Source organism: uncultured Cetobacterium sp., from assembly GCF_947072685.1.
In the GTDB taxonomy this organism is placed as follows: Bacteria; Fusobacteriota; Fusobacteriia; order Fusobacteriales; family Fusobacteriaceae; genus Cetobacterium_A.
The window spans coordinates 36,225-61,285 of record NZ_CAMTIK010000008.1; the positions used below are offsets into that span (position 1 = coordinate 36,225).

24 protein-coding genes and 1 riboswitch are annotated in these 25,061 nt (G+C 30.2%); of the genes, 11 read left to right on the plus strand and 13 right to left on the minus strand.

What is annotated here, in order from left to right:
* Both glpQ and Q0V67_RS04225 read left to right on the plus strand, forming a co-directional pair.
* Positions 1 to 1,077 carry a glycerophosphodiester phosphodiesterase gene (glpQ, locus tag Q0V67_RS04220; RefSeq protein ID WP_297597320.1) on the plus strand — a complete coding sequence of 359 codons (1,077 nt, stop codon included), beginning with the start codon at positions 1 to 3 and terminating at the stop codon, positions 1,075 to 1,077.
* A gap of 22 nt (positions 1,078 to 1,099) precedes the next feature.
* Positions 1,100 to 1,603, plus strand: a complete 504-nt coding sequence (locus Q0V67_RS04225) for an MgtC/SapB family protein (protein WP_297597322.1) — start codon at positions 1,100 to 1,102, stop codon at positions 1,601 to 1,603.
* A gap of 40 nt (positions 1,604 to 1,643) precedes the next feature.
* Here the strand turns inward: Q0V67_RS04225 and Q0V67_RS04230 are convergent, their stop codons facing one another.
* From Q0V67_RS04230 to Q0V67_RS04240, 3 genes are all read right to left on the minus strand, one after another.
* On the minus strand, positions 1,644 to 2,291 hold the full coding sequence (locus Q0V67_RS04230) for an N-acetylmannosamine-6-phosphate 2-epimerase (protein WP_297597324.1): 648 nt from the start codon (positions 2,289 to 2,291) through the stop codon (positions 1,644 to 1,646).
* 12 nt (positions 2,292 to 2,303) lie between these two features.
* Positions 2,304 to 3,794, minus strand: a complete 1,491-nt coding sequence (locus Q0V67_RS04235) for a PTS transporter subunit EIIC (RefSeq protein ID WP_297597326.1) — start codon at positions 3,792 to 3,794, stop codon at positions 2,304 to 2,306.
* Between the two features lie 133 nt (positions 3,795 to 3,927).
* Positions 3,928 to 4,728 (minus strand): MurR/RpiR family transcriptional regulator, encoded by an 801-nt coding sequence (locus Q0V67_RS04240; RefSeq protein ID WP_297597328.1) that lies wholly within the window; start codon positions 4,726 to 4,728, stop codon positions 3,928 to 3,930.
* A gap of 115 nt (positions 4,729 to 4,843) precedes the next feature.
* Between Q0V67_RS04240 and Q0V67_RS04245 the strand changes: the two genes are divergently transcribed.
* Entirely contained in the window at positions 4,844 to 5,686 is an 843-nt protein-coding gene (locus tag Q0V67_RS04245) for a WYL domain-containing protein (protein ID WP_297597330.1), read from the plus strand.
* A gap of 48 nt (positions 5,687 to 5,734) precedes the next feature.
* Here Q0V67_RS04245 and Q0V67_RS04250 read toward each other — a convergent pair whose 3' ends face one another.
* The 6 genes from Q0V67_RS04250 to Q0V67_RS04275 form a co-directional block, all read right to left on the minus strand.
* Positions 5,735 to 7,078: an MATE family efflux transporter gene (locus tag Q0V67_RS04250; protein WP_297597332.1), complete on the minus strand. Its 1,344-nt coding sequence runs from the start codon at positions 7,076 to 7,078 to the stop codon at positions 5,735 to 5,737.
* Between the two features lie 49 nt (positions 7,079 to 7,127).
* Positions 7,128 to 8,105: an ABC transporter substrate-binding protein gene (locus tag Q0V67_RS04255; protein WP_297597334.1), complete on the minus strand. Its 978-nt coding sequence runs from the start codon at positions 8,103 to 8,105 to the stop codon at positions 7,128 to 7,130.
* Positions 8,102 to 8,641 carry an ABC transporter permease gene (locus Q0V67_RS04260; protein WP_297597336.1) on the minus strand — a complete coding sequence of 180 codons (540 nt, stop codon included), beginning with the start codon at positions 8,639 to 8,641 and terminating at the stop codon, positions 8,102 to 8,104. Before Q0V67_RS04260 ends, Q0V67_RS04255 begins: the two co-directional genes overlap by 4 nt.
* A 203-nt stretch (positions 8,642 to 8,844) precedes the next feature.
* A complete protein-coding gene (locus tag Q0V67_RS04265; RefSeq protein ID WP_297597338.1) occupies positions 8,845 to 9,558 on the minus strand; it encodes an ATP-binding cassette domain-containing protein in 714 nt (237 codons plus the stop codon).
* A 1-nt stretch (position 9,559) separates the two neighbouring features.
* A complete protein-coding gene (tenA, locus tag Q0V67_RS04270; RefSeq protein WP_297597340.1) occupies positions 9,560 to 10,213 on the minus strand; it encodes a thiaminase II in 654 nt (217 codons plus the stop codon).
* A 91-nt stretch (positions 10,214 to 10,304) separates the two neighbouring features.
* A riboswitch (TPP riboswitch) is annotated at positions 10,305 to 10,397 on the minus strand.
* Between the two features lie 15 nt (positions 10,398 to 10,412).
* On the minus strand, positions 10,413 to 10,838 hold the full coding sequence (locus Q0V67_RS04275; RefSeq protein WP_297597343.1) for a single-stranded DNA-binding protein: 426 nt from the start codon (positions 10,836 to 10,838) through the stop codon (positions 10,413 to 10,415).
* A 150-nt stretch (positions 10,839 to 10,988) separates the two neighbouring features.
* Between Q0V67_RS04275 and polA the strand changes: the two genes are divergently transcribed.
* From polA to Q0V67_RS04300, 5 genes are read left to right on the plus strand one after another with little or no spacing between them, the layout of a single operon-like run.
* The gene (gene polA / locus Q0V67_RS04280) at positions 10,989 to 13,664 is read left to right on the plus strand and encodes a DNA polymerase I (protein WP_297597345.1); all 2,676 of its coding nucleotides are present in this window, start codon (positions 10,989 to 10,991) and stop codon (positions 13,662 to 13,664) included.
* 8 nt (positions 13,665 to 13,672) lie between these two features.
* Positions 13,673 to 14,575, plus strand: coding sequence for a DNA-binding protein WhiA (whiA, locus tag Q0V67_RS04285; protein ID WP_297597347.1), 903 nt, complete (start codon positions 13,673 to 13,675; stop codon positions 14,573 to 14,575).
* 11 nt (positions 14,576 to 14,586) lie between these two features.
* The gene (locus Q0V67_RS04290; protein ID WP_297597349.1) at positions 14,587 to 15,546 is read left to right on the plus strand and encodes a bifunctional riboflavin kinase/FAD synthetase; all 960 of its coding nucleotides are present in this window, start codon (positions 14,587 to 14,589) and stop codon (positions 15,544 to 15,546) included.
* On the plus strand, positions 15,521 to 16,198 hold the full coding sequence (locus Q0V67_RS04295; RefSeq protein WP_297597351.1) for a ScpA family protein: 678 nt from the start codon (positions 15,521 to 15,523) through the stop codon (positions 16,196 to 16,198). The genes Q0V67_RS04290 and Q0V67_RS04295 overlap by 26 nt, the downstream gene beginning before the upstream one ends.
* A gap of 3 nt (positions 16,199 to 16,201) precedes the next feature.
* The gene (locus Q0V67_RS04300) at positions 16,202 to 17,752 is read left to right on the plus strand and encodes a TaqI-like C-terminal specificity domain-containing protein (RefSeq protein WP_297597353.1); all 1,551 of its coding nucleotides are present in this window, start codon (positions 16,202 to 16,204) and stop codon (positions 17,750 to 17,752) included.
* A gap of 50 nt (positions 17,753 to 17,802) precedes the next feature.
* Here Q0V67_RS04300 and ptsG read toward each other — a convergent pair whose 3' ends face one another.
* Positions 17,803 to 19,281 (minus strand): glucose-specific PTS transporter subunit IIBC, encoded by a 1,479-nt coding sequence (ptsG, locus tag Q0V67_RS04305; RefSeq protein WP_297597355.1) that lies wholly within the window; start codon positions 19,279 to 19,281, stop codon positions 17,803 to 17,805.
* Between the two features lie 162 nt (positions 19,282 to 19,443).
* Between ptsG and Q0V67_RS04310 the strand changes: the two genes are divergently transcribed.
* Together Q0V67_RS04310 and Q0V67_RS04315 are read left to right on the plus strand one after the other, a co-directional pair.
* Positions 19,444 to 20,496, plus strand: a complete 1,053-nt coding sequence (locus Q0V67_RS04310; protein WP_366938435.1) for a helix-turn-helix domain-containing protein — start codon at positions 19,444 to 19,446, stop codon at positions 20,494 to 20,496.
* Positions 20,497 to 20,509: 13 nt separating this feature from the next.
* The gene (locus tag Q0V67_RS04315; RefSeq protein WP_297597359.1) at positions 20,510 to 21,250 is read left to right on the plus strand and encodes a DUF368 domain-containing protein; all 741 of its coding nucleotides are present in this window, start codon (positions 20,510 to 20,512) and stop codon (positions 21,248 to 21,250) included.
* Positions 21,251 to 21,301: 51 nt separating this feature from the next.
* Here Q0V67_RS04315 and tpx read toward each other — a convergent pair whose 3' ends face one another.
* From tpx to dtd, 3 genes are all read right to left on the minus strand, one after another.
* Entirely contained in the window at positions 21,302 to 21,808 is a 507-nt protein-coding gene (gene tpx / locus Q0V67_RS04320) for a thiol peroxidase (protein WP_297597361.1), read from the minus strand.
* Positions 21,809 to 21,840: 32 nt separating this feature from the next.
* Entirely contained in the window at positions 21,841 to 22,866 is a 1,026-nt protein-coding gene (locus tag Q0V67_RS04325) for an alpha-hydroxy-acid oxidizing protein (RefSeq protein ID WP_297597363.1), read from the minus strand.
* A gap of 109 nt (positions 22,867 to 22,975) precedes the next feature.
* Positions 22,976 to 23,422 (minus strand): D-aminoacyl-tRNA deacylase, encoded by a 447-nt coding sequence (gene dtd / locus Q0V67_RS04330; protein ID WP_297597364.1) that lies wholly within the window; start codon positions 23,420 to 23,422, stop codon positions 22,976 to 22,978.
* A gap of 102 nt (positions 23,423 to 23,524) precedes the next feature.
* Between dtd and Q0V67_RS04335 the strand changes: the two genes are divergently transcribed.
* A complete protein-coding gene (locus Q0V67_RS04335) occupies positions 23,525 to 25,033 on the plus strand; it encodes a nicotinate phosphoribosyltransferase (protein WP_297597366.1) in 1,509 nt (502 codons plus the stop codon).
* Positions 25,034 to 25,061: the final 28 nt, after the last annotated feature.

The window sequence follows — 25,061 nt, forward strand, 5'->3', positions numbered from 1 at the left end:
ATGAAATGTAGAAAAATTATGCTTAGTTTATTTTTTGTTGCTTCAGTAATTTCCTACTCAAAAATTGATACAGATAAAAAAATAATTATTGCTCATAGAGGAGCTAGTGGATATTTGCCAGAACATACTTTGGAATCTAAAGCACTGGCATTTGGGCAAGGAGCAGATTATTTAGAGCAAGATTTAGCAATGACAAAAGATAACAAGTTGATAGTTATTCATGATCATTTTCTAGATCAGCTGACAGATGTTGCTGAAAAATATCCAGAAAGAGCCAGAAAAGATGGTAGATATTATGTTATAGATTTTAGTTTAGATGAAATAAAAAATTTAAATATGACTGAGAATTTTAAAATTAAAGATGGGAAACAGGAGTTGGTTTATGAGGGTAGGTTTCCATTATGGAAATCAAACTTTAAAATTCACACTTTTGAAGAAGAAATAGAATTTATTCAAGGATTAGAAAAAACTACAGGGAAAAGAATAGGGATATATCCTGAAACAAAAGCACCATGGTTACATCATCAAGAAGGAAAAGATATAGCGGCAGAAACACTAAAAGTGTTGAAAAAATATGGTTATACTTCTAAAGATTCACCAGTTTATTTTCAAAGTTTTGACTTTAATGATCTTAAGCGTGTAAAGGAAAAACTATTACCAGAGATGGGGATGGATATAAAATTAGTTCAATTGGTAGCTTACACAGATTGGAACGAAACTATGGAAAAAAATTCCAAAGGAGAGTGGGTAAACTCTAGTTATGATTGGATGTTTACACCGGAAGGAGTAAAAGATATAGCCAAATATGCAGATGGAATTGGTCCAGGATGGTACATGGTAATAGATGATAAAAACTCCAAAAAAGGAGATATCAAACTTACAAATTTACCTAAATATATTCAGGAAAACAAGTTAGAGTCACATCCATATACTGTTAGAAAAGATGCTTTGCCAGAATTTTTTAGCAATATCAATGAAATGTATGATTCTTTATTAAATCAAGCGAATTCAACAGGAGTATTTACAGATTTTCCAGATTTAGGAGTTGAATTCATATCTCAGAAAAAAACTAAATAAAGAAGTAGAAAAGAGGTATTAAATGGCTGGAATGGAATTGCAAGAAATCTTTTTTAGATTGATTGTTTCCTCTGTATTAGGTGGCTGTATTGGATTAGAAAGAGAGTTGAAAAACAAATCTGCGGGATTTGTAACAATGATTTTAGTTTGCTTAGGAGCTACAACAATTGCATTAATACAGGAGGAGCTTCTAATAAGACAAATCAATATGATAACAAATTATCCAGAGTTAGCAAATAGCTTCAAGCTAGATATAACAAGACTTTCAGCACAAGTGGTAACAGGAGTTGGATTTATAGGTGGTGGAGCAATAATTTATACTAAAGACAAAGTTTTTGGTATAACAACTGCAGCAGTTTTATGGATAACAGCTGCGATAGGTCTGGCAATAGGATATGGATTCGTATTTTTATCTGTGTCAGCGTTTTTAATTGTAGTAATAACGCTTATTGTAATGAAATTTTTTGAGAAAAAGATTTTGCTAATAATAAAAGAAAAGATATCTTTGAAAAGAAATGAAAGATAAGAAAAGGTAGTGATTTAAAAATCACTACCTTTTTAATTATTTAAAACTGAGCTTTATTAATTTCGTCAGTAAATTTTTTAGCGATAAGTTGTGGTCTAGTTATTGCTCCACCAACTACAACAGAATATGCACCCATTTCCATTGCAATTCTTGATTTTTCAGGAGTATCAAAATTTCCTTCAGCAATAATTGGTTTTTTTGATTTTTTAATTAACTCTTTTAAAACCTCAAAATTGTTTAATCCTTTAGATTGTTCAGTATAACCAACTAAAGTTGTACCAATATAATCAAATCCAAGTTCTTCAGCTCTTAGTCCTTCCTCAACAGTTGAGATATCAGCCATAAATTTTTGATTTGGATATTTAATTTTTAAAGATTTCAAAAGTTCTAAATCAGCATTAATAGTAGCATCTAAAGCAATTACATCAATATTAGTAGCAATAAGTGCTTCCAGCTCTTTTATTGTAGGAGTTATATATGAAATCATATTATCATAATCTTTTTTGATAATTCCTATAATAGGTAAGTTAACCATTTTTTTTATTTCTAAAATATCTTCAACAGTATTTGCTCTAATTCCAACAGCTCCAGCCATTTCAGCAGCTACTGCCATTCTTCCCATAATAAATGAGCTATGTAATGGCTCGTTTTCTAATGCTTGACAAGAAACAATAAGTCCTTTTCTCATAAAAGTGCCTCCCTAGTTATTTTCAATGATTTCATTTATTTTTTGTTTAATTGGATCAGCCATTGCTCCAAAAATAGCTTGAATTCCTCCTTGAACTTCAAGAACTCCTGTAGCACCAAGGTTTTTAATTTTAATTTTATCCACTTTTGAAACGTCTTTGACAGAAACTCTAAGTCTTGTAATACAAGCATCGACATCATCAATATTTTCTTTTCCACCAAGAGCTGCTAAAACATCTTTAGCGGTATCATACAAAGTATCCTTTGTGACTACCCTAATCTCTTCATCCTCCCCTTCTCTTCCAGGAGTATGGATATTAAAACGTGTTATTAAAAACTTAAAGGAAAAATAATATAGTGCAAACCAGATAACGCCGACAACTAAAACATACATCCAGTTAGTAAATTCATTACCTTGTAAAACACCGAAAAGAGTAAAGTCAATTAGACCTCCTGAAAAAGTATTTCCAATTGAAATATTTAATAAATCAGCAACAAGAAAAGATAAACCGTCAAAGAAAGCATGTACACCGTATAGCCAAGGCGCAACAAACAAAAACATAAATTCAATAGGTTCAGTAATTCCGGTGATGAAAGAGGTAATTGCAGCACCTAAAAATAATCCACCAACAGCTTTTCTCTTATTTAGTGGTGTGCAGTGATACATAGCTAAACAAGCAGCAGGAAGACCAAACATCATAGTGGCAAAACGTCCTGCAAAGAATCTAGTTCCCTCTGTAAAAAGTCCAGAATGGTTAGGATCAGCTAGTTGAGCAAAGAAAATATTTTGGGCTCCAACAATAGTTTTTCCAGTAACAGTAGCGGTTCCACCAAGTTCAGTATACCAAAATAAAGGATATATCATATGATGAAGACCAACAGCACCACTAAGTCTTAATAAAAAACCATATAAAAATGTTCCGAAGATACCAAGACTAGCTATAGATTTTCCAGCTCCAGTAAGCCATCCTTGGAAAGTAGGCCAAGTTAAAAAGAAAATAATTCCAATCCCGATAGCTGAAAAAGATGAAATAATCGGAACAAATCTTGAACCACCAAAGAACCCTAAAATAGCGGGAAGTTCAATATTACTATACTTATTGTGAAGATAAGCAACAAGAGAACCTATGACGATAGCCCCAACAACACCGGTGTCAATAGAAATAACCGAGGGATTAAAAGCTGTAATAAGACCTTTAATTGAAGCATTCATAACAAGGAATGCAACAGCACCAGCTAAACCAGCAGTACCCTTATCTTTTTTAGCAAGTCCTAGAGAAAGTCCAATACACATAATCAGTGCAAGATTGGAAAAAACAACTTCACCAGAAGCAGACATAACCTGTAAAATTCCTTGTAAAATAGGAATATTTAAAAAAGGATAAGCTTTAACAGTGTTAGCATTGGAAAGAGCTCCACCAATTCCTAAAAGTAGTCCTGCCGCAGGTAAAATTGCGATAGGTAACATAAAAGATTTTCCAATCTTTTGTAAATGTTTAAACATTGTAACCTCCCAAATCATCTAAGAAAATTATTTTCTTTAACCTTGATTTCAAGAAAATAATTTTCTTATATTTTATAGTATGAATATATCACATATAAAACTAAATTACAACAAAAAAACAGCAATTAAGCTGTTATTTTAAAATTGCATCTATTGTAAGTTGCATTTTTCTATTTAATGTGACGTCTTCTAAAAGTATTGTAGAAATTAAATCGAATAGATACATAGTCGAAAATTGGGTATTTATAAAATTTGTTTTATTTATAAAATCAGAACTACAAATAGAAATTATCTCATTTGCATATCTACTGATACTACTTTTAGGAAAGCTAGTTACCGCAATAGTTCTAGCTCTATTTTGATAACATATTCTAAGTGCATTTACAACCTCTTTTGTTTCACCAGAGATAGAGATTCCAATGACTAAGTCCTCTGAGGAAACAATGGCACTATTTATAATCATCATATGTGAATCATTTATAGAAGAGATATTAAAACCCATCCGAAGAAGTCTTTGCATAAACTCTTGTGCGGTAAGCCCAGAACTACCAACACCATATATATATATTTTTTTAGCTTCTTTAATATCTTTTACAATTTTTGAGATAAGTTTTTTATCTAAAAGTTCATTAGATTTTTCAATAACTTCAGAATAGTAGTTATAAACTGCGGAAAAAAGGGAGTCATTTTCTTTTTTAGAATCTAAATTTTTATTTTTAGAGTTCAATTTCATTTTCATATCAACAAAGCTTTCACAGTTAATTTTTTTAGAGAATCTGGTGAGTGTAGAAGAGGATGTCCCTATAGCTTTTGCTAATTCTGTTATAGAAATGTTATTAATACTATTTTTAAAACTGAGAATATAGTCTGCGATAATTTTTTCCTTGAGAGAGAAAGTGCTGTATTTTTGCTTTATTTCATATAAAACGTCCAAAAGTAGTTCCTCCTATAATATTTTGGTTATTTAATACTATAACATAAATATTTTCAAAAAAAAATAAGTATTTCATGTTATAATAGGCAATATCAAATTCTATTGGAGTTAAAATATGGAAAAGAAGATAAGAGTGACCTTACCGAAAAGAATATTAGAAATAATAGAGTGTGACATCGAGGAGTTTGGTTTGAAAAAAAATACTTTATTAAATTATATATATGAAGAATTAGGAAATGTATATGATATAAAAAATTGTAAATCAAACTATAAAGGAGAAACTGAGATCATCCAATTTAATCTAAATAAAAAAAATAAAGTAAATTATTATAATTTTTTAGAGGAAAAAAAAGTGCAGAATGAGTCAGAATTTTTTCGTGAGATTTTAATTGAATATGCAGAGAGAGGTAAGAAAAATAGAGAGTTATTTTTATATAAAGATACAGTGGAACGTTTACAAATAGCAATAAAAGAGAGAAGAATCAGTAAACTATTATTTAAAGATGGAAATGAAATAGAGGTAGAACCGTATTATTTAGGGAGTTCTAAACTAGAGTTAGCAAACTATATATTCTGCTATAATTTGAAAGATGGGGTATGGAAAAATTATAAATTGAAATATATTAAATCGATCTATTTAAAAAATGAAAATTTTAAAGTTAGAGACAAAGTATTTGTAGATAGTATAAAAAAGGATTTTGATCCATTTCTCTCAAAAGGAAAAGTTGTGAAAGTTAAATTAACCACTAATGGAGAGAGATTATTTAAAGAGCTGATGATCAATAGACCCAGAATTTTGAATAGGGAAGATGGAGTTTATTTTTTGGAGTGTTCGGAAGAGAAAGCTAAAAGATATTTTAGTTTTTTTTTGGATGAGGTTGAAATATTAGAGCCGAAAATTCTTAGAGAATGGTTTAAAGAAAAGTATGAAAAAGCTATTTTGAAATATAAAAGTTAAAATAAATGAGGAGGTTATTAATTTAAAAACCTCCTCATTTATTTTTATTTACACCTCAATATATCTCCATTTACCCTGTTTAAATCTGTAAAAACAAGCAAAGCCTCTAAAAGTTAAATCAACAATCATAACCATCCAAGCACCATTTAAACCGAAATTTAAGATATAAAGTAAAAGATATGTAAGAGGTATTCTAATAAGAAACATTCCGATAGCTGTAATCCATAAGACTGATCTTGTATCCCCAGCACCTCTTAGAGCACCTCCTAAAACCATTGAAACAGCTAGAATAGGTTGTGCAACGGAGACAATTCTAAGGGCAGAACTTGCCATAGGAACAATGCTTTGATCACTTGTAAAAAGAGAGATTACAAACTTAGGAAAAATCATAAATATGAACCCAAATGCGGTCATGATAATCATAGCTAAAAAAGTGTTTAAATAACCTGCTTTTCGAGCGTTAAGATACTGATTAGCTCCTAGATGTTGCCCAACAAGAGCGGTTCCAGCTACTGAAAAACCAAGTCCAAGATTAAAAGAAAATGATTCGGCAGTTAACGCAATTTTATGAGCTGCATATTGAAGAGTTCCTAGATTGATAACCATCGCTTCAAATATGAGCATACCAATTCTAAAAATAGATTGTTCCCCCGCAGAAGGAAGACCAACTTTAAGAAGTCTTTTACAAATGTTTTTATTTATTTTAAAATCTTTTTTAGTCAATGAAATGCAATAATTTTTTTTATATATTATTAAGAATGAAAAAATAACAGTCACCACTGCCCGAGAGATGGTAGTAGCTATACCAGCCCCTAAAATTCCAAGATTTAAAACAAATATAAAAATATAGTTTAAAAAAATATTTAAAAAAATACTAATTGTATTGTTTATCATAGGAATTTTAGCTTTACTGATAGATCTGAATCCATATGAAAATATGATGTTAAAACAAAGAAAAGGGATTCCTAAAGAAACAACTTTTAGATATTTTAAAGCATCGGTGATAGGTTGGTTTTTACTTATTAGTCCTAGTATATTTTCTCCGAAAAATATAAAAAGAAAAGTAACAATTAAGGAAGCGGGTATACCTAAAATTAAACTTTGACTCATTCCTTCACGAGCTTCTTCATAATTTTTAGATCCGAATGCACGACTAACCATTGCGGTAGTTCCTACACTTATAGCAAAAAAAATAGGAATAACAGTTAAGACAGGAGCTGTTCCAAGTCCTACTGATGCAATAGCTTCAGGACCTAATCTTCCAACCATGATAAGGTCAAAAAATCCTAGAAGTGTTTGAACGAACATATCCACAATAGTGGGTAATGCAATTGTAAAAATCGAAAAAATTTCGGTTTTGTTTTCTCTCCATAAAGAGTGAAGTTGTTTCAAAATAATCCCTCCAAATATAGTATCTAAGGGGTATTATATAGTAAAAAAATTAAAATTGATATATGAAATTTTTAGCAGGTATTTTTTTCGAAATAATTTGATTCTCGAATAACCAATTGATATTATTTTCCCAAATCTCTTCTTTTTGATTTAGAAAAGAAGAAGTATTGTTTTCCATTAATGGAAGAAGGATGGTCAGACTTTGTTTTTCTACATTTTCAGTGAGAGGAAACTGCTCACTTGCTTGTTTAGAAAGCAAAATATCAATTGATTTTTGAGGATTATTTTTAACATCTTGAAAACCTTTTTTTAAAATATTGACAACTTTTTGATATGTAGCCGTTTTCTCTTTTAAAAGTTCCTCATTAGCAACCAAAATAAGTTCATATGACTGTGGAATACCAAACTCTTCAATTAAAAAATAATTTATATCAATACCCTTATCTTTCATAACAGGGATTTCATGATTTAGCATTCCACCAATAGTGAAGTCAACTTGGTCAGTAATCATAGATGTTAGAAGTTCAAACCCTACATCAATTACTTCTAAACTATTGGGAGATACCCCTTTATGTTTCATCATAGTATTTAAATATACATCTGATAAAAGTCCACCACTGCTTCCAGCACGTTTATTCGTAAAGTCTTTTGGACTAGTTATATTTTTTTCTTTTAAAGAGATAACTGTATTAACACTTTGTTGCAAAATAGCACCAAAAGATTGAATAGGAATATTTTCGTTTGTTTTAGCAATGATAACAGTATTTAAATAAGAGATACCTATATCAGCTTTTTTGGCAGCCGGTAATACAAGTGAATCCGAAGGTGATGAAGGATAGAGTATTTTCAAATCTATTCCTTCATCGTTGAAATATCCATTTGCTAGAGCTGTGTATATAAATGTGTGGACAGCATTAGGATACCAATCTAAAACAATAGATACCTCTTCTAATTGTTTTTTCTTTTGAGAATTGCAGCTAGTAAATAAAAACAAAATAAAAGCAATTATTAATTTTTTTTTGATCATTTATTCCTCCAATGTAAAGTTTTATATTCAATTAAAGATATTATTTGAACTAGTAAAATTGCTAGTGAAGATATAATTACAATAGGAGCAAAAACTCCAGCTCCATCTAGTTGAGACATCATTCTTTTGCTGAAATATCCAAGTCCAGAAGTAGCTCCAAGCCATTCCCCAATAGAAGCTCCAATTAAAGTTAGTGGGACACTCATTTTTAAAGCTGAGAAAAAACTAAAGCTGGAGGCTGGTATTTTTAATTTTAAAAAAATATCTAAATTTGAAGCCTCTAAACTTTTTAAAAAATTGACCTGATCTTTTGGAATTTTTTTGAAGCTATTATATATTGTTATTGAAACAGGAAAAAAAGTTATTAGAACAGAAACAATAACTTTACTCCAAATAGAGTAACCAAACCAAAGGATAAAAACTGGTGCTAATGCTGTTATTGGGATGGTTTGTGTAGTAATAATAATAGGGTAAAGAGCCTTTTCAATGGTTTCACTCAAGTCCATTAAAATTGCTAAAGTAATACCTAATACCATTGAAATAACAATGGAAATGAAAGCTATCTTTAAAGTGGATGGTAAGTGCGTTAAAAAAAGCGAGTTTTTTAACACCCATATTTTTTTTAAAATAGAAGTTGGGCAAGGCAAAATAAAGGGTTTTGAAATATACCTACCTAAAAGTTCCCAAAATATAAAAAATAGCGTGACAGACAAAAAGCAGGGAGAAAATTTTAAATTTTTCATAAAGAATCACACTTTATAACACTTAAAATTTCTTTTTTTATTTCCGATAGTTTAATGGCATCATAATTTTTAGATATTTTAAATTCGATAAACCCGGTGAGTGGTTTATTTTTGCAAACTAAAATTTTATCTGAAAGGAATAAAGCCTCATCGATATCATGAGTTATAAAAAGCATACTTTTATTAAAAAGATTTATTTTATCAAGAAGCCATTTCTGTAAATCCTCTCTAGTGATGGCATCTAAAGCTGAAAAAGGTTCGTCTAGAAGTAATATTTCCGCGTCTGTCAGAAGAGTTCTTATAAAAGAAACTCGCTGTCTCATTCCGCCGGAAAGAGTTTGTGGATAGCTATAAGCGTAGCTATCCAGTTGAAATTGTTTTAAATAGTTTAGTGCTAATTTTTTACCTTGAATTAGATCACTATTTTTTATTTCTAGGGGAAGAAGTATATTCTCAAGAATTGTTCTCCAAGGAAAAAGAATATCTTTTTGTGGCATATAAGCTTTAGAGCTAGAAAAGATTTCACCGCTGTATTCATTTTCAATACCTGCTAAGATTTTAATGAGTGTGGACTTACCACAGCCACTTGCTCCAACAATTGAGATGAGCTCATTTTTATTTAGCTCGAGGGAAAGATTTTCAATGATTGAATTATGAGAATTTTTATTTTTATAGCTAAATGTGAGGTTTTTAATGTTAAGTATGCTCATACTATACTCCTTTGTAAGACATATCCCAGAATTTAAGCTCATAGATACTACAGGTTCTAAAAATATTTAGGAGATGAGCCTTGTCTTCTTTGCTAAGATGTTTAGTATGTTTTTCCACAAGCTCTAAATTCCAATTGTTTAAAGAGTTATATCTATCAGACGAATATGTTTTTATCCATTCTCCATAGAAATCATGCCCACATCCATAGATTTTTTTAAGTTTGTCTCCAATCATCTTATAACTCCACATACATGAAAGTGCAGCGACCGCAATTTCTTTGATATCTCCGGAATGAGAAACAGCTAACATATAACTTGTATACGAAGTATTATCAAGAGTGGGTTTGTGGTTTGAAATATCCTCGTCGGTTATATTGAGTTTTTTCATATAAACTTTATGTATTCCCATTTCTGAGTTTAGTATTCCATCTGTCAAATCTGCGAATTGTTTCATATCAGACTCAGATTTACTTTTAATAACTCCTAAAGCAAAGAGTTTTGCATATTCTAAAAGGTAAAGATAATCTTGAATTATATAAAATTTGAATTTTTCTTTACTTAAAGTTCCTTTTCCTATTCCGTCAACAAAAGGGTGTGTGTAATAACTGTTCCAAACATCAACTGCATTAAGGTAAAGTTCTTGTGTAAATTGCATAATTCCTCCTATGTATTAAAAAATTTATAAATAAAAAAGCTATTTTCTTAAAATAAGAAAATAGCTAATATATACACAAAAATAATATAAGTGTAGATATGAACTACTTCCCTACGCTAGTATTAACTAGATCAGGTTCTAAGGGTAAAATCTCAGCCCGATATGGGCACCCCTAGTAGTTTAGTTTAGTTTTTAATAATTAAAATGGGAATTCATCTTCATCAAAAGATGATGATGATCCAAAGTCTCCTTGAGGAGGCTCAGCTGCTTTAGGAGCAGCATATGATGGTGTAGGAGCCGAGAATTCAGAAGAGTTATCTCCGCCTCTAGACTCAATAAACTCCATAGTGTCAACAACAACATCGTAAGAAGTTCTTTTTTCACCATTAACCTCATATCTATTCATTTGAAGTTTACCATTGATGGCAACTTTTTTTCCTTTTCTTAAGTATTCTCCTATAAGCTCAGCAGTTTTTCCAAAAGCAACACAGTTTATAAAATCAGCTTCTCCTTTAGAAAAAGGTCTATCAACAGCTAAACTAAATTTAGAGTATGCTTTACCACTTTGACCAAACTTAAGTTCAGGATCTCTAGTTAAACGTCCTATTAAAACAACTAGGTTCATAATTACCTCCTATAAATTTAAATAAATAACGCCTAAATTATAACAGAAAATATAAGAAATTAATATTGTTTTATTAAATAATTTTTTTTGAAAATCTAGAGTATATGGTATAATGAAACGAAGAATGAAAAAATCTAGAGAGGAGAAAAAATGAAAAAAGCAGTTTTATTAGATGTCAGTGCAATAATGTATAGGGCCTTTTATGGCAATTTAAATTTTAAAACAAAAAATGAACCAACAGGAGCTGTTTATGGATTCGTAAATACTCTTCTTAGTATAATAAATCAATTTGAACCAGATTATATAGGAGCAGCATTTGATGTTAAAAGATCTACACTTAGAAGGAGTGAGGTCTATAAAGAATATAAAGCAAAAAGAGATGCAGCACCCGAAGATTTGGTTGTTCAGATACCAAGAATAGAAGAACTTTTAGATTGTTTTGGAATAGAGAGATTCAAGTTGGATGGATATGAGGCTGATGATATTTTAGGAAGTTTAGCTGAGGAATTAAGTGCTAAAAATATAGAAACGTATATTATAACAGGAGATAAAGATCTTTCACAAATATTGGATACAAATATAAACATAGCTCTTCTTGGAAAAGGTGATGGTGGAGGACTCAAAGTTTTGACAACTGAAGAGGATGTTGTTGAACAGTTAGGAGTAAAACCGAGTGTAATCCCAGATTTGTTTGGACTTATAGGTGATACGAGTGATGGAATTCCTGGTGTAAGAAAAATTGGAACTAAAAAAGCAGTGCCAATGTTGGAAAAATATAAAAATTTAGAAGGAATATATGAAAATATAGATTTTTTAACAGAGTTACCGGGGATAGGAAAATCATTGGTTACTAACTTAATTGAAGACAAAGAATTGGCATTTATGAGTCGTGATTTAGCTACAATAGAGATAGTTCCTTTAAATATAACTGAAGAACAATTGAGCTATAAAAAAGATGATAAAAAACTTTTAGAACTATTTAAAAAATTAGAGTTTAAGTCATTGATAAAAAAAATGGGGTTAGAGAATTTGTCCCAAAATTTAGTGACGGCAAACTTACCTAAAATTTCAGAGGGTATGCAGTTAGGACTTTTTAATTTTCAAACTCCTATAGAAGAGGATGAAAAAGCTTTTGAAGTTTTACTTGGAGCGGATATAGAAAATAAACTTTTGAAAAAAAATAATGAGAAGATATTTATATATCAGGGTGAAAAAGGAGTGGCAATCTCTGTAAAAAATAAAGATTACTATCTCCCATTAGAGGATACTTTGAGTAAAGAGAATTTAAAAAAAGTACTACTTTCAAAACTTAGTTTTATATCATATGGATTCAAAAATATTTTAAGAAAAGGCTATGAAATAGAAAATATGGAACTAGATACTATGCTTGCATATCATCTTTTAACCTCTCAAACAAGAGAGGAAATAGAGGTTATGTTGAAAAATGTTATTGACGAGGATATTGAGAAATATTCAGAAGTATTTGGGAAATCTAAAGTTTCAGAATTAACAAATGAAGAGTATGGAAAATTTTTAGCAAAAAGAACAAGAGGGATGTTGGTAGCTTATCCAGAACTTTTAAAAGAGCTTGAAAATAACAATCTTTTAGAGGTTTTACAGAAGATAGAAATGCCTCTTATTAAAGTTTTAGCGGATATGGAAAATGAAGGTATAAAAATTTCTCCCGAGTATTTCTCTATATATAGTAAAGAGTTAGAGATAAGATTGAGTGAATTGACAGAAAAAATATATGATATAGCGGGTGGGGAGTTTAATATAAATTCACCTAAACAGTTAGGGGAAGTTTTATTTTTAAATTTGAATATTCCACCTATAAAAAAAACAAAAACTGGATTTTCAACAGATAGTGAAGTGTTGGAAAAATTAAGAGAACTAGGGCATGAAATTGCAGAGTCAATTTTAGAATATAGAAGATTAAGTAAATTAAAATCAACATATGTAGACCCTCTGCCTAAGATGGTTGATGAAAACAATAGATTACATACAACATTTAATCAGACAGGGACAGCTACAGGACGATTGTCATCGTCAGATCCTAATCTTCAAAATATACCTGTTAGAACAGAGGAAGGGATGAAGATAAGAAAAGGATTTATAGCAGAAGAAGGACATGTTTTATTGGGAATAGATTATTCACAGATAGAGCTTAGAGTTTTAGCTGAGATATCTCAAGACGAAAGCTTGATAGAAGCTTATGCTGAAAATCAAGATCTTCATAGTTTAACTGCAAGAAAATTATTTGAATTAGATGAGAACGAAGAGGTGACAAGAGAGCAAAGAGATGCGGCTAAAACTGTTAATTTTAGTATTATATATGGAAAAACAGCATTTGGCTTATCGCAAGAGCTAAAAATAACTCCAAAAGAAGCATCGGAATATATAAGCAGATATTTTGATCAATACCCATCTGTAAAGCATTTAGAAAAAGAGATAATAATGTCCGCCGAAGAGCATGGATACGTAGAAACATATTTTAAAAGAAAAAGAATAATAGAGGGAATCAATTCAAAGAATAGAGTTATAAAAAATCAAGCTGAAAGAATGGCTGTAAATACAGTGATCCAAGGGACGGCAGCAGAGATTTTAAAAAAAGTTATGATAAATCTTTATGAAGTTTTAAAAACTAAAAATGATATTCATATGCTTTTGCAAGTTCATGATGAGCTTATATTCGAAGTTGAAAAGGAAAAGGCTTTAGAATATAAGGACATAATAGAAAAAATAATGAGAGAAAGCATTAAGTTTTCAAAAGTAAAATTAGAAGTTAATAGTTCTATTGGAGAGAATTGGTCTGAAACAAAATAGGAGGAGCAGTGTCGTATACTTATAAGGTAAAAAACGAGATACTACATCGTTATAAATTAGTTGAAGAGGAAAAATATGCAGAGGTAAGAGCAGTGCTTTTATTAAAACATTCAATTAAGGATAATAGCATAGAGCTAAAATTGGAAAATAAAGAGATAGCAGAAAGAGTTTATGCTATTTTAAGAGAGTTGACATCACTTAAAATATTTATTAAATTTTCAAAGAGTAAGAAATTTGGAGAACACAATATATATGTAATAACAATTCCAGCTCAACCTGGATTTAAATCTTTTGTTGAAGAGTTATTAAAGTATGGATATTTGGGAGAAAAGACCAGTAGAAAAGTAGAGGAAGGGTTTATAAGAGGGATGTTTTTGGGATGTGGATATATAAAATCTCCAGAAAAAGAATACGCCTTAGATTTTTTTATAGATAGTGAAGAGTTAGCAGAGGAGCTATACAGTCTTTTACATAAAATGGGGAAAAGAGTGTATAAAACTATTAAGAGAAATAAACCTTTAGTTTACATGAGAAATGCAGAGGATATTATGGATATAATTGTATTGATCGGGTCAATGAAAGAGTTTTATAATTATGAAGAAACAACTATGATAAAGGATTTAAAAAATAAAACAATAAGAGAGATGAATTGGGAAGTAGCTAATGAAACTAAAACTTTGGATACGGCAAGAAAGCAGATAATAATGATAAATCTTATAGGTAAAGAGGTTGGGCTTCAAGAATTGAGTCCAGTTCTTGAAGAGATAGCTTTTTTGAGACTTGAAAATCCAGAGGCTTCTTTGCAAGAATTGGCAGAGATAATAGGAATATCCAAGTCCGGAATTAGAAATAGATTTAGAAGAATAGAGGATCTGTATAAAGAACTTTTAGAAAAAGGAAGAGAGGTCTAAGGGAGTACAAGATGAAAATAGTAGAAGATATTTTGCTTACTGATGAAAAATTTAAAGATACCTACATAGCTATTGGAGCATTTGATGGAATACATATGGGACACAGGGAGCTTATTTCTAGAGCTGTAAAAGAAGCTAGAGAGAAAGGTGGAAAATCGGTTGTGTTTACATTTTTAAACCATCCCATGGAGATTACCAATAGAACAAATGTTCCAAAACTGATAAATTCTTTAGAAGAAAAGAAGCATATAATAGAATCTTTAGGGGTAGACTATTTAATTATGCAGCCTTTCACAAAGGAGTTCTCAAATAAAACGCCAGAAGAGTTTGTAAACGAGGTATTAAAAGATATTTTGAATACTAAAGAGGTGTTTGTAGGATTTAATTTTTCTTTTGGTAAGGGGGGAAGAGGAAGTATTGAAAATTTGAAAAAATTCGGTCAAAGAGATAATATAAAAATAAATATAATAGAACCGATAAAATTAAAAAATCAGATTATAAGTTCAACTTTTATAAGAGAGATGTTAGCTCTTGGAAATTTGGAGATAGCGAATAGATCTTTAGGACAACCTTTTCTTGTTATTGGAGAGGTGGTTCACGGAAGAAAGTTGGGAAGAGTTATGGGGTTTCCAACAGCAAATCTTAAAATATTAAATAAAATATATCCTCCTTTTGGAATTTATGGTGGAAAAGTAAGAATAGAAGGAGAACTTAAATTTTGGGATGCAGTAATTAATATTGGGAAAAATCCAACATTAAAACCAGATGAGAGAAGTATTGAAGTTCATATATTGGATTTTGAAAAAGATATTTATGGGAAAAAAATATATGTTTCTTTAATGGAATTTTTAAGGGAAGAAAAAAAGTTTAATTCAATGGAAGAATTAAAAGAGACTATAAAAAATGATGTTTTAAATTGGAAAAATAAAATTAAAGGAATAGTTAATGGAAATAGTATTAAAAATAGATAATTTTGAAGGTCCGTTAGACCTTCTGTTACATTTGATTGAGAAAAAAAAGATGAAAATATCAGAGATAAAAGTTTCTCAAATAATAGATGAGTATATTTTATATATAGAGAAAGCTAAGACTGATAATCTCAATATAAAGGTTGAATTTTTAGAGATAGCTTCAGAATTGTTAGAAATTAAAGCTTTTTCAATATTGAGCGTAGAAAAAGAGGTAGAGAAAGAAAAAGATTTAAAAAGAAGGCTAGAAGATTATAAAATATTTAAAGAGGTTGCATATACCATATCTGAAATTGAATGTGAACAAAACATATCATATTCTAGAGGAGAGGGAAGAAAGATAACTAAAAATATACCAAAAGAATTTGATTTAACTACATTAAAATTACAAGATATTTTTAATAGTTATGTTAAATATCTTCCTAAAGAGGAAGAGTTTTTAGAAATAGAATTAGAAAAAAGATATTCTTTAAAAGAAGAGATGGATAGAATAAAAGTTATTCTATATACCTCTGAAAAAAAGATAGAGGAAATATTTGGAAGAGCTGAAAACAAAACTCACTTAGTATATATGTTTTTAGCGATTTTAGATTTGTATAGAGATGGTTTAATATTAATAGAGGGTGAAAATGGTTTGAAACTCTTTAGGAGGTAATTATTGAAAGTTGATTACAATTATAAAATATACACTCCAGAACAATATGCAGTGAGTATGGCTAAAATAGCAATAGAAAAATACTTAAATAGTTTTCCTAAAGAGGAAATAGATAATATAAAAGTAGCTGATATTTCATGTGGATCAGGGAATCTTTTGTTAGCGATTTTAGAGGAACTTTTAAAGATTTCTAAAGAAATTTATGGTGAATATAGATATAAAAAAAGTTGGATTACAGGGTTTGATATAGATGAAACGGCACTGGAGTTATTCGAAAAAAGAGCGAAATCTCTTTTTATAGAGTATAAAATTGAAGGTGAATTGAATATAAAAAGATGTGATTCGCTATGTGAAGCCATGGAAGAAAAGTATGACATTGTACTTGGAAATCCACCATATTTAGGAGAGAAAAATCACAAAGAGATCTTTCAAAATATAAAAGAAACTAATTTTGGAAAAAAATATTACCAACCTAAAATGGACTATTTTTACTTTTTTATAGAAAAAGGGATAGATATTTTAAAGGAAAATGGGATTTTGGTTTATCTTACAACTAATTATTGGCTCAAAGCGGATGGCGCGGAAAATTTAAGAGGAAAACTAAAAAAAGAGGGAGAATTTTTTAGAATTGAAAATTATACTTACTCGATATTTAAAAATGCAAAAGGACAGCATAATGTTATTTTTTCTTGGATAAAAAGTGGTGATGAAAAAATAATAGAGATTATAGAGGATGAAAATAGATATAGTATTTATCAAGATAATATCTTTACAAAAGAACATAATAAAATTGTTCTTATACCACCTGTGTGGAAAGAGAGTATAGATAGTATTCGTGATAGAGGGAATTTTAATCTAGGGGATTTAGTGAATGTAAATCAAGGAATTGTGAGTGGTGCTGACAAGGTATTTGTTTTTAAAGAATATGATGAAAAATTTAAAGATTATTTGAAGCCGTTTTATAAAAATAGAGATATAGGAAAATATAGTGTTACAGAAGTACCTCCATTTTGGATAATGTATTTAAATGGGAAGATGGAACTAAGTTCAACTACTTTTGATTATTTAGATGAATTTAAGCAGCTACTTTCTAAAAGAAGAGAGGTTGTCCATGAAAGGATTAATTGGTGGGAACTTCAATGGGCAAGAGATGAAGAAATTTTTATAAAACCTAAAATAGTAGTTCGACAACGTTGTAAAACAAATAATTTTGCATATACAGAGAGAGAGTTTTACGGAAGTGCAGATATATATTACCTGACAGGGAAGACACCTGATATAAATCTTTTTTATCTTTTAGGGTATTTAAATTCAGAAGCTTTTTTTTATTGGTTTAATTATATCGGAAAGAAAAAAGGTAAAAATTTAGAGTTTTATTCAACCCCTTTAAAGGAAAGTCCGATTTACTATCCTAAGGATGAAAGTGAATTATTATATATAGAGGGATTGGTGAAAAAACAGTTGGAAAATTATCAAGAAGAGATCCAAAAAGAGATAGATAGTTATTTCAATAATAAACTTGGTATAAATATAAAGAGGCTGACTCAAAAGTAAAAAATTAAGGTTTTACTTTTGAGGTCCAAGCCTCTTTTTCATTTGTTTAATTATAATGTTTTTATATCGTTAGCGATAAATTGTGCTTTTGCACCAAATATAGCTTGAACTCCATTTTGTCCGATTTTAAGAACTCCAGAAGCACCAAGTTTTTTAAGCTCAGCATCATTAACTAAAGCAGTGTCTTTAACTTCAAGTCTTAATCTTGTAATACATGCATCAACAGAGATTACATTTTCTTTTCCGCCAAGAGCAGCTAGAACAAGTGTAGCTAACTCACTTCCTTGTGCTTTTGGTTGAGAATCATCTGAATCAGTTACATCCTCTCTTCCAGGAGTCATAAGGTTGAATTTTCTGATGAAGAATCTGAAACCGAAATAATAGATAACAGAGAATCCAAGACCAACAAATATAACCATAGGCCAGTTAGTTTCAAATCCCTCAGTCCCAGGTAAAACTCCAAACATAATATAATCAATAACTCCACCTGAGAATGTCATACCAATTCTAACTTTAAACATATTCATAAGCATGAATGAAAGTCCTGCAAAAACACAGTGAACTCCATAAAGAATAGGTGCAACAAATAAGAATGAAAACTCTAAAGGTTCAGTTATACCTGTTAAGAAAGAGGTAAGAGCAGCAGAGAATAAGATACCAGCAGCCATTTTTTTGTTTTCACTTTTAGCTTCGTTATACATAGCAAGAGCTGCAGCGGGTAATCCAAACATCATAAATGGGAATTTTCCAGTCATGAATTTTCCAGCTCCAGAATAAGAAGCAGAGTTGAATGAATGCACTCCGTCTTTTAACATTGCAAACCATATAGCTTGGTCTCCATTAACAATCTGTCCAGCAGCATTTGTATAATCTCCAAATTGGAACCAGAAAGGTGCATAGAAGATATGATGTAATCCAAATGGAATTAAAGCTCTTTCTGTAACTCCAAATAAAAATGTAGATATATTAGTATTTGTTTCGTTTGCCAAATAAGAAAGTTGAGACAATCCAGCTTGAACCGGTTGCCAGATGTAAGGCATAGCCATACCCACTAAGAAAGCAACAATTGCAGTCATTATTGGAACTAGTCTTTTACCAGCAAAAAATCCCAGGAAAGCAGGCAATTCAGTTCTATAGAATTTTTTATAGCAAACTGCGGCTATAATACCGGCTATTAATCCTCCAAAAACTCCTGTTTGAAGAGTAGGTATTCCTAAAACTTCAGAAAAAGCAGGGTTTCCAGCAGCGATACCAGCAGCGGCATCAGTTAAAATCCCCATTGTAGTATTCATAATAAGTAGAGCGACAATAGCGGCTAAAGCAGCAATACCATCTCCACCAACAAGTCCAATAGCAGCTCCTACAGCAAATAGTAGGGGTAAGTTACCAAATATAACTCCACCAGCTTGTTCCATTAAAGGTATTCCTAACTTATTACCAGCGGCAAGAAATATACCAGCAGCAGGTAGAATAGCAACCGGTGTCATTAAAGCTTTACCGATTTTTTGAACTTCAGCAAATATTTTCATAAAATTCCTCCATAAATTGATAATAATAAATCATTAATTCATTAAAAGCATACATTTTAAATTGAAAAAAGTCAAGGAAATTATCAAAATAAATGAGCCTTTTTTTTACGCATAAAATGTGTTATAATTTAACAAAATAAATTAAAAAGGGCGTGTTTTATTTTGGAAAACAAGAAAAAAACCAGCAAGTATAAAATTATTGAACCCTTTTTTAAAAGGGAAAAGAAGTTGAAAGATATAGAAAAAGAGACTCAGATATCTTATGCAACCTTAAAAAGATGGGTTAGTCAATATAAGCACTTAGGAGTAGATGGATTAGAAAAAAAGCAGAGGATGGATAAAAATAGTTTCAAAAAAGTGAACGAAGAAGCTCTTTCACATTTGAAGATTCTTTATAAAGAATATCATAATTTACCCATAACAAAACTTTACGATAAAGCTAAAGCTACGCTTATAAATTGCAACTCAATGATAAGTTATCCAACTTTTTTTAGAATTATTAATAATTTGGACGAAAATATTAGAGAAAATTCGGTAAAACTTGTGAAAAAAGATAAACTTTATGAATATGGTATTATACAAAAAGCAATTCCAATTCCTTTCTTTAATAATAGAAATGAAATATATTATTTAACAGTATATTATAATAGAGAAAATTACAAAATAAGTAATTTTATTTTTGAAGAAAAACCAAGAAATTTAATAAAGTTATTTAATTTTATAAGAGAAAGTATTATAATGGAAGGAGAGTACCCTAAAAATATATCGTTAGATACTAAAATAGATGGAATTACTAAAACAATATTAAGAAAAGTTTATTTTGAAAGTGGAATAAATCTAATTCAAGAAGAACCTAGTAAAGAGATAATAAAATATTTGGGATATGTAGATACAGATATTTTAAAAGAGTTTTACCTTGAAAAACCAAAAAAAATTGAAGACATATCAGTTTTTTTAAAAAAATATTTATTTGTGTCTCAAGAAAAAAGAAAACAAAACATAAAGTTAGAAAGAAAAATGAATTGTTTTTTAACATGGTACAGAAGAAAAGTGTATAATTGTGGTGTGAGAGTTAAAAATTCTATCTATAATGGATGTATTTTAAAAGAACTTGAAGGGGATATTGTGGATGTTGCTTATAGTGAATTTTCGGTAGAAAAAATAGATATTTATAGAGAGAAGATATTTATAGGAGAAGCAAAAATAATAAAATGAGACAGGAGATAATATGCTAAAAAATTTTTTAAAAGGAATTGTTATAGGGATTGCAAATGTATTACCAGGTGTTTCAGGGGGAACATTAGCAGTAGTTTTAAATATTTATGATAAACTAACAGAGGCTATTGGAAATTTTTTTACAGCCCCAAAAGAAAAAAAAATAGAATATTTCAAATTTTTATCTCAAATTGGATTAGGAGCAGCAATAGGGATAGTTGTATTTGCAGGGGTCATATCTAAAATGTATGAAACATATCCAAGAGGAACAACACTGGTATTTTTAATTTTAATTTTACCATCAATTCCAGTTATATTAAAGGGAGAAAAACTTTATAAAAAAGATAATATAATCTCGCTTTTAGCAGGAATAGTTTTCACGATTGCGTTCATTTATCTAACTAAGTTCTTCTCAGGAAGTGAGGAAATTATAAGAACAACAAGCTTTAACTTGGCTTATGGTATGAAACTTTTTGTATGTGGACTTATTGCAGCGGGGGCTATGGTAATACCTGGAATATCGGGGTCTCTTCTTTTGATGATTTTAGGAGAGTATTACAACATAATGAATTACATAAAAAGTTTTAATATAATCCCGTTGATATTTTTTACAGCAGGAACAGGGATTGGATTGGTGCTGGTATCAAAAGCTATCAATATACTTTTAAACAAGTATAGAAGTTATACGCTACACTTTATTGTAGGAATAATAATAGTATCTTTATTTGAAATAGCTCAAATGTTATTTGTTTAAAATAAATAAAAAACTGATTTAAAGAAACTCTTTAAATCAGTTTTATTTTTTTTACAGGTTTTTAAGAACTTTAAGAGCTTCGTTATAATTTGGTTCCTCTGTAATCTCTTTTAGATATTCAGTATATTTTATTTTACCATTCTTATCAATTATGATGACAGCTCTTGAAATCAGTCCAAGTTCTTTTATATATAGACCATAATTGTGAGAAAATTCTCGATCCTTATAATCAGATGTTGTTATTGCATTTTTTATATCTTTAGCTCCACAAAATCGATTAAGAGCAAATGGTAAGTCCATAGAGATAGTTAGAAGAATAACACCATCTAACTTTTCAACTTCTTTGTTGAACCTTATAGTTTGTATCTCACAAACAGGGGTATCAATTGAAGGCATCGCTGAAATAACAATAGTTTTTCCAGGAAAATCTTTTAATGATAGAGGAGATAAATCGGTTTTAACCACAGTGAAGTTGGGAGCGTTATCCCCAATAACAACCTCTTTTCCAACTAAAGTTAAAGGACTACCACCAAATGTAATTGCATCTTTTCGTTCCATAAACAACCTCCTATTTTATAATTAAAAAATTATTATTTTGTAACTAAAATTCGAGAGAAATTTTTAGAATGTTTAACATCGTCAGCTCCAGAAAGAATCATACCTTGATAAAGTTGTGATTTTAAAGTTTCTAAAATAACTTTAACTCCTTCCTGTCTGCCACCAACAGATCCCCATATAATAGGTCTTCCTATAAGAACGGCATCCGCTCCTAAAGCAAGATACTTCAAAACATCTATTCCTTCTCTAACAGCTCCATCAGCAAGAATTTTAATATCTTTTCCAACCGCTTCAGCAATATCTTTTAAAACTTCTGCGGGAGCAAAAGTTTCATTTAAACAACGTCCGCCATGATTTGAGACAACAATAGCATCCGCTCCAGCTTCAACACATAATCGAGCCTCATCTACAGTAAGAATTCCCTTTACTATGAATGGAAGTTTTGTGGAAGATATGATAGTTTTTAAATCATCTAGAGATTTTGGACCAACAGGTTGACCAAAAAGTTTCATTGTTATAAGACCAGCTCCATCTATATCTACTCCAACAGCAATAGCTCCAGCTTCTTCCGCAATTTTGATTCTTTTTATAATCTCAGAGTTTTCTCTGGGTTTTATAATTGCAATTCCTTTACCATTGGCTTTTTTTATGGCATCTATGCCAACTTGAAAACAGTTAGGGTCTCCAGTATCTCCGATCATAGATATAGTTCCTGCATCAATGGCACCCAATACTGTATCGTTAGAGTATTGCTCATCAGTTATATATCCACCCATATTAAATTTAGTTCCTGTAATAGGTGCAATCAAAATAGGGGCTGAAAGTTTTTCTCCAAATAAATTGCATTCAAGATTAGGGTTTGTCACATTGTGAAGAGTTCTCATAGCAATTTTAATCTCTTTTAATTTTTCGAATGCTCTTTGAAAACTTCCACCACTGACAGCTCCACCCATTCCCGGAACCTTTCCAGCACACCAACGACCATTACACTCTGGACATAGTATACAAAACTCTTTCATTCTTTCCTTTGCATTTTTTTTAATCTCTTTTATATCCATGAATCCTCCCGTTAAATAAAGTGTTTGATTAATTACATATGTTACGATAATATCATATAGAATTTAAGTTGTAAAGTAATGGAGGTTATTATATTAGTCTATTTCTTTTTTATCTTTGTTCGGTGTCAATGATTAAGGTTACAGGTCCATCATTAAGGAGTTCCACTTTCATATCCGCCCCGAAAATACCAGATTCTGTTTTGATTCCCAAATCGTTACATCTTTTTATAAAAAAATTGTAAAGGTCATCTGCTAAATCTGGTTTAGCAGCACCTATAAAGGAAGGACGACGCCCTTTTATACAATTTCCATAAAGAGTGAACTGAGAAATAACTAAGAGTTCTCCATTGACATCTTTTAGCCCCAAATTCATTTTATCATCACTATCATTAAAAACTCTTAAGTCAGTTATTTTTTTTGATAACCATTCCGCTTCTTTTTCAGTATCGGTATGAGTGACTCCTAAAAGAACTAAGAAACCTTGATTTATTTTTCCAACTACTTCACCATCAACGGCTACACAAGCATGTTTAACTCTTTGAATAACAGCTTTCATATCGCAACTCCTTTTCTATTTTTTATTAGGTATTATATCATAAAAATGATATAATTATTAAGGAAAATTAAAACAAAATAATAACTATAAAGAGGGAAGACTATGGGGAGAGATAGAGTTTTAACTGATTTTGCAAGAGTGATTAATTCGGATAGATATCAATATACGGAAAGCGATATATTTTTAATGGAGAAAATGGAGTCAAAAGAAGCAGTATTTGACATGTATTTCAGAAAAACAGAGGATGGAGGGTTTGCTGTTGTATCTGGAATTCAGGAAGTTATCGAGTTAATTGAGATACTAAATAAAACAACTGAAGAGGAAAAAAGAAGATATTTTTCTGAAATAATAGAAGAAAAACACCTCCTAGAGTACCTTGTGAAAATGAAATTTACAGGGGATCTTTATGCTATGAGAGATGGTGAGATTGTCTATCCAAACGAACCGATTTTAACAATAAAAGCGCCTTTGATACAGGCTAAAATATTAGAAACACCAATTTTAAATTTGATGAATATGCAACTTGCAATAGCGACAAAAGCTTCGAGAATAACAAGGGCAGCTCATCCTATACCAGTGAGTTCTTTTGGGAGTAGAAGAGCACATGGGTTTGATAGTGCGGTTACAGGAGCGAAAGCTTCAATAATTGGGGGGTGCTTATCCCATTCAAATTTAGTGACTGAATATAAGTATAAAATTCCAAGTGTTGGAACAATGGCACACTCATTTATACAGGCGTTCGGAGTTGGAGCGAAGGCAGAAAAAGAAGCGTTCGACACATTTATAAGACATAGAAGAGAAAGAAAAGCGAATAGTTTAGTTCTTTTAATAGATACTTATAATACATTGGGAATAGGTTTAAAAAATGCTATTCAAAGTTTCAAAGATAATAATATTGATGACTCTTATCCGGGCAATTATGGGATTAGAATAGATTCTGGTGATTTAGCATATCTATCTAAAAAATGTAGATTTGAATTAGATCAAGCCGGATTTAAAAAAGCGAAAATATTCTTAACAAATTCTTTGAATGAGTCTTTAATAAAATCATTGAAAGAACAGGGAGCATGTGTGGATATATTTGGAGTTGGAGATGCAATCGCTGTAAGTAAATCAAATCCTTGTTTTGGTGGTGTTTATAAGATCGTTGAAATAGATAAGAAACCAGTTATAAAATTATCTGAAGATGTAATAAAAATATCCAATCCTGGATTTAAAGAGGTTTATAGACTTTACGATCGTGAGGGATTTGCGTATGCAGATTTAATAACTTTAGTGAATGACGATGAAGATAAAGAAACTCTTTTAAAAGGAGAAAATTTGTTAATTAGAGATGAGAAATATGAATTTAAATCGAGTGTATTGAAAATAAAAGAGTATAGCTATAAAAAACTCACTTGTGAATTTATAAAAAATGGTATAATAAATGATAATGCTTCTCAACTTGAAGATGTGGTATCTTCTAGAAAATATTATTTAGAATCTTTAGGAAAGTTATCTGAGGAGAGAAAAAGATTAGAAAATCCGCACCAATATAAAGTAGATTTATCTAAAAATTTAATGAATTTAAAATATAATCTTATAAAAGAAATAAAAAGTCAAATAAATTAAAAAATAGGCTGATAAAAATCAGCCTATT

Bases quoted from the DNA above. Each gene is read 5' to 3' on its own strand.
- glpQ (WP_297597320.1), top strand. From the start codon at position 1: ATGAAATGTAGAAAAATTATGCTTAGTTTATTTTTTGTTGCTTCAGTA.
- Q0V67_RS04225 (WP_297597322.1), top strand. From the start codon at position 1,100: ATGGCTGGAATGGAATTGCAAGAAATCTTTTTTAGATTGATTGTTTCC.
- Q0V67_RS04230 (WP_297597324.1), bottom strand. From the start codon at position 2,291: ATGAGAAAAGGACTTATTGTTTCTTGTCAAGCATTAGAAAACGAGCCA.
- Q0V67_RS04235 (WP_297597326.1), bottom strand. From the start codon at position 3,794: ATGTTTAAACATTTACAAAAGATTGGAAAATCTTTTATGTTACCTATC.
- Q0V67_RS04245 (WP_297597330.1), top strand. From the start codon at position 4,844: ATGGAAAAGAAGATAAGAGTGACCTTACCGAAAAGAATATTAGAAATA.
- Q0V67_RS04255 (WP_297597334.1), bottom strand. From the start codon at position 8,105: ATGATCAAAAAAAAATTAATAATTGCTTTTATTTTGTTTTTATTTACT.
- Q0V67_RS04260 (WP_297597336.1), bottom strand. From the start codon at position 8,641: ATGGTATTAGGTATTACTTTAGCAATTTTAATGGACTTGAGTGAAACC.
- Q0V67_RS04265 (WP_297597338.1), bottom strand. From the start codon at position 9,558: ATGAGCATACTTAACATTAAAAACCTCACATTTAGCTATAAAAATAAA.
- tenA (WP_297597340.1), bottom strand. From the start codon at position 10,213: ATGCAATTTACACAAGAACTTTACCTTAATGCAGTTGATGTTTGGAAC.
- Q0V67_RS04275 (WP_297597343.1), bottom strand. From the start codon at position 10,838: ATGAACCTAGTTGTTTTAATAGGACGTTTAACTAGAGATCCTGAACTT.
- polA (WP_297597345.1), top strand. From the start codon at position 10,989: ATGAAAAAAGCAGTTTTATTAGATGTCAGTGCAATAATGTATAGGGCC.
- Q0V67_RS04290 (WP_297597349.1), top strand. From the start codon at position 14,587: ATGAAAATAGTAGAAGATATTTTGCTTACTGATGAAAAATTTAAAGAT.
- Q0V67_RS04295 (WP_297597351.1), top strand. From the start codon at position 15,521: ATGGAAATAGTATTAAAAATAGATAATTTTGAAGGTCCGTTAGACCTT.
- ptsG (WP_297597355.1), bottom strand. From the start codon at position 19,281: ATGAAAATATTTGCTGAAGTTCAAAAAATCGGTAAAGCTTTAATGACA.
- Q0V67_RS04315 (WP_297597359.1), top strand. From the start codon at position 20,510: ATGCTAAAAAATTTTTTAAAAGGAATTGTTATAGGGATTGCAAATGTA.
- tpx (WP_297597361.1), bottom strand. From the start codon at position 21,808: ATGGAACGAAAAGATGCAATTACATTTGGTGGTAGTCCTTTAACTTTA.
- Q0V67_RS04325 (WP_297597363.1), bottom strand. From the start codon at position 22,866: ATGGATATAAAAGAGATTAAAAAAAATGCAAAGGAAAGAATGAAAGAG.
- dtd (WP_297597364.1), bottom strand. From the start codon at position 23,422: ATGAAAGCTGTTATTCAAAGAGTTAAACATGCTTGTGTAGCCGTTGAT.
- Q0V67_RS04335 (WP_297597366.1), top strand. From the start codon at position 23,525: ATGGGGAGAGATAGAGTTTTAACTGATTTTGCAAGAGTGATTAATTCG.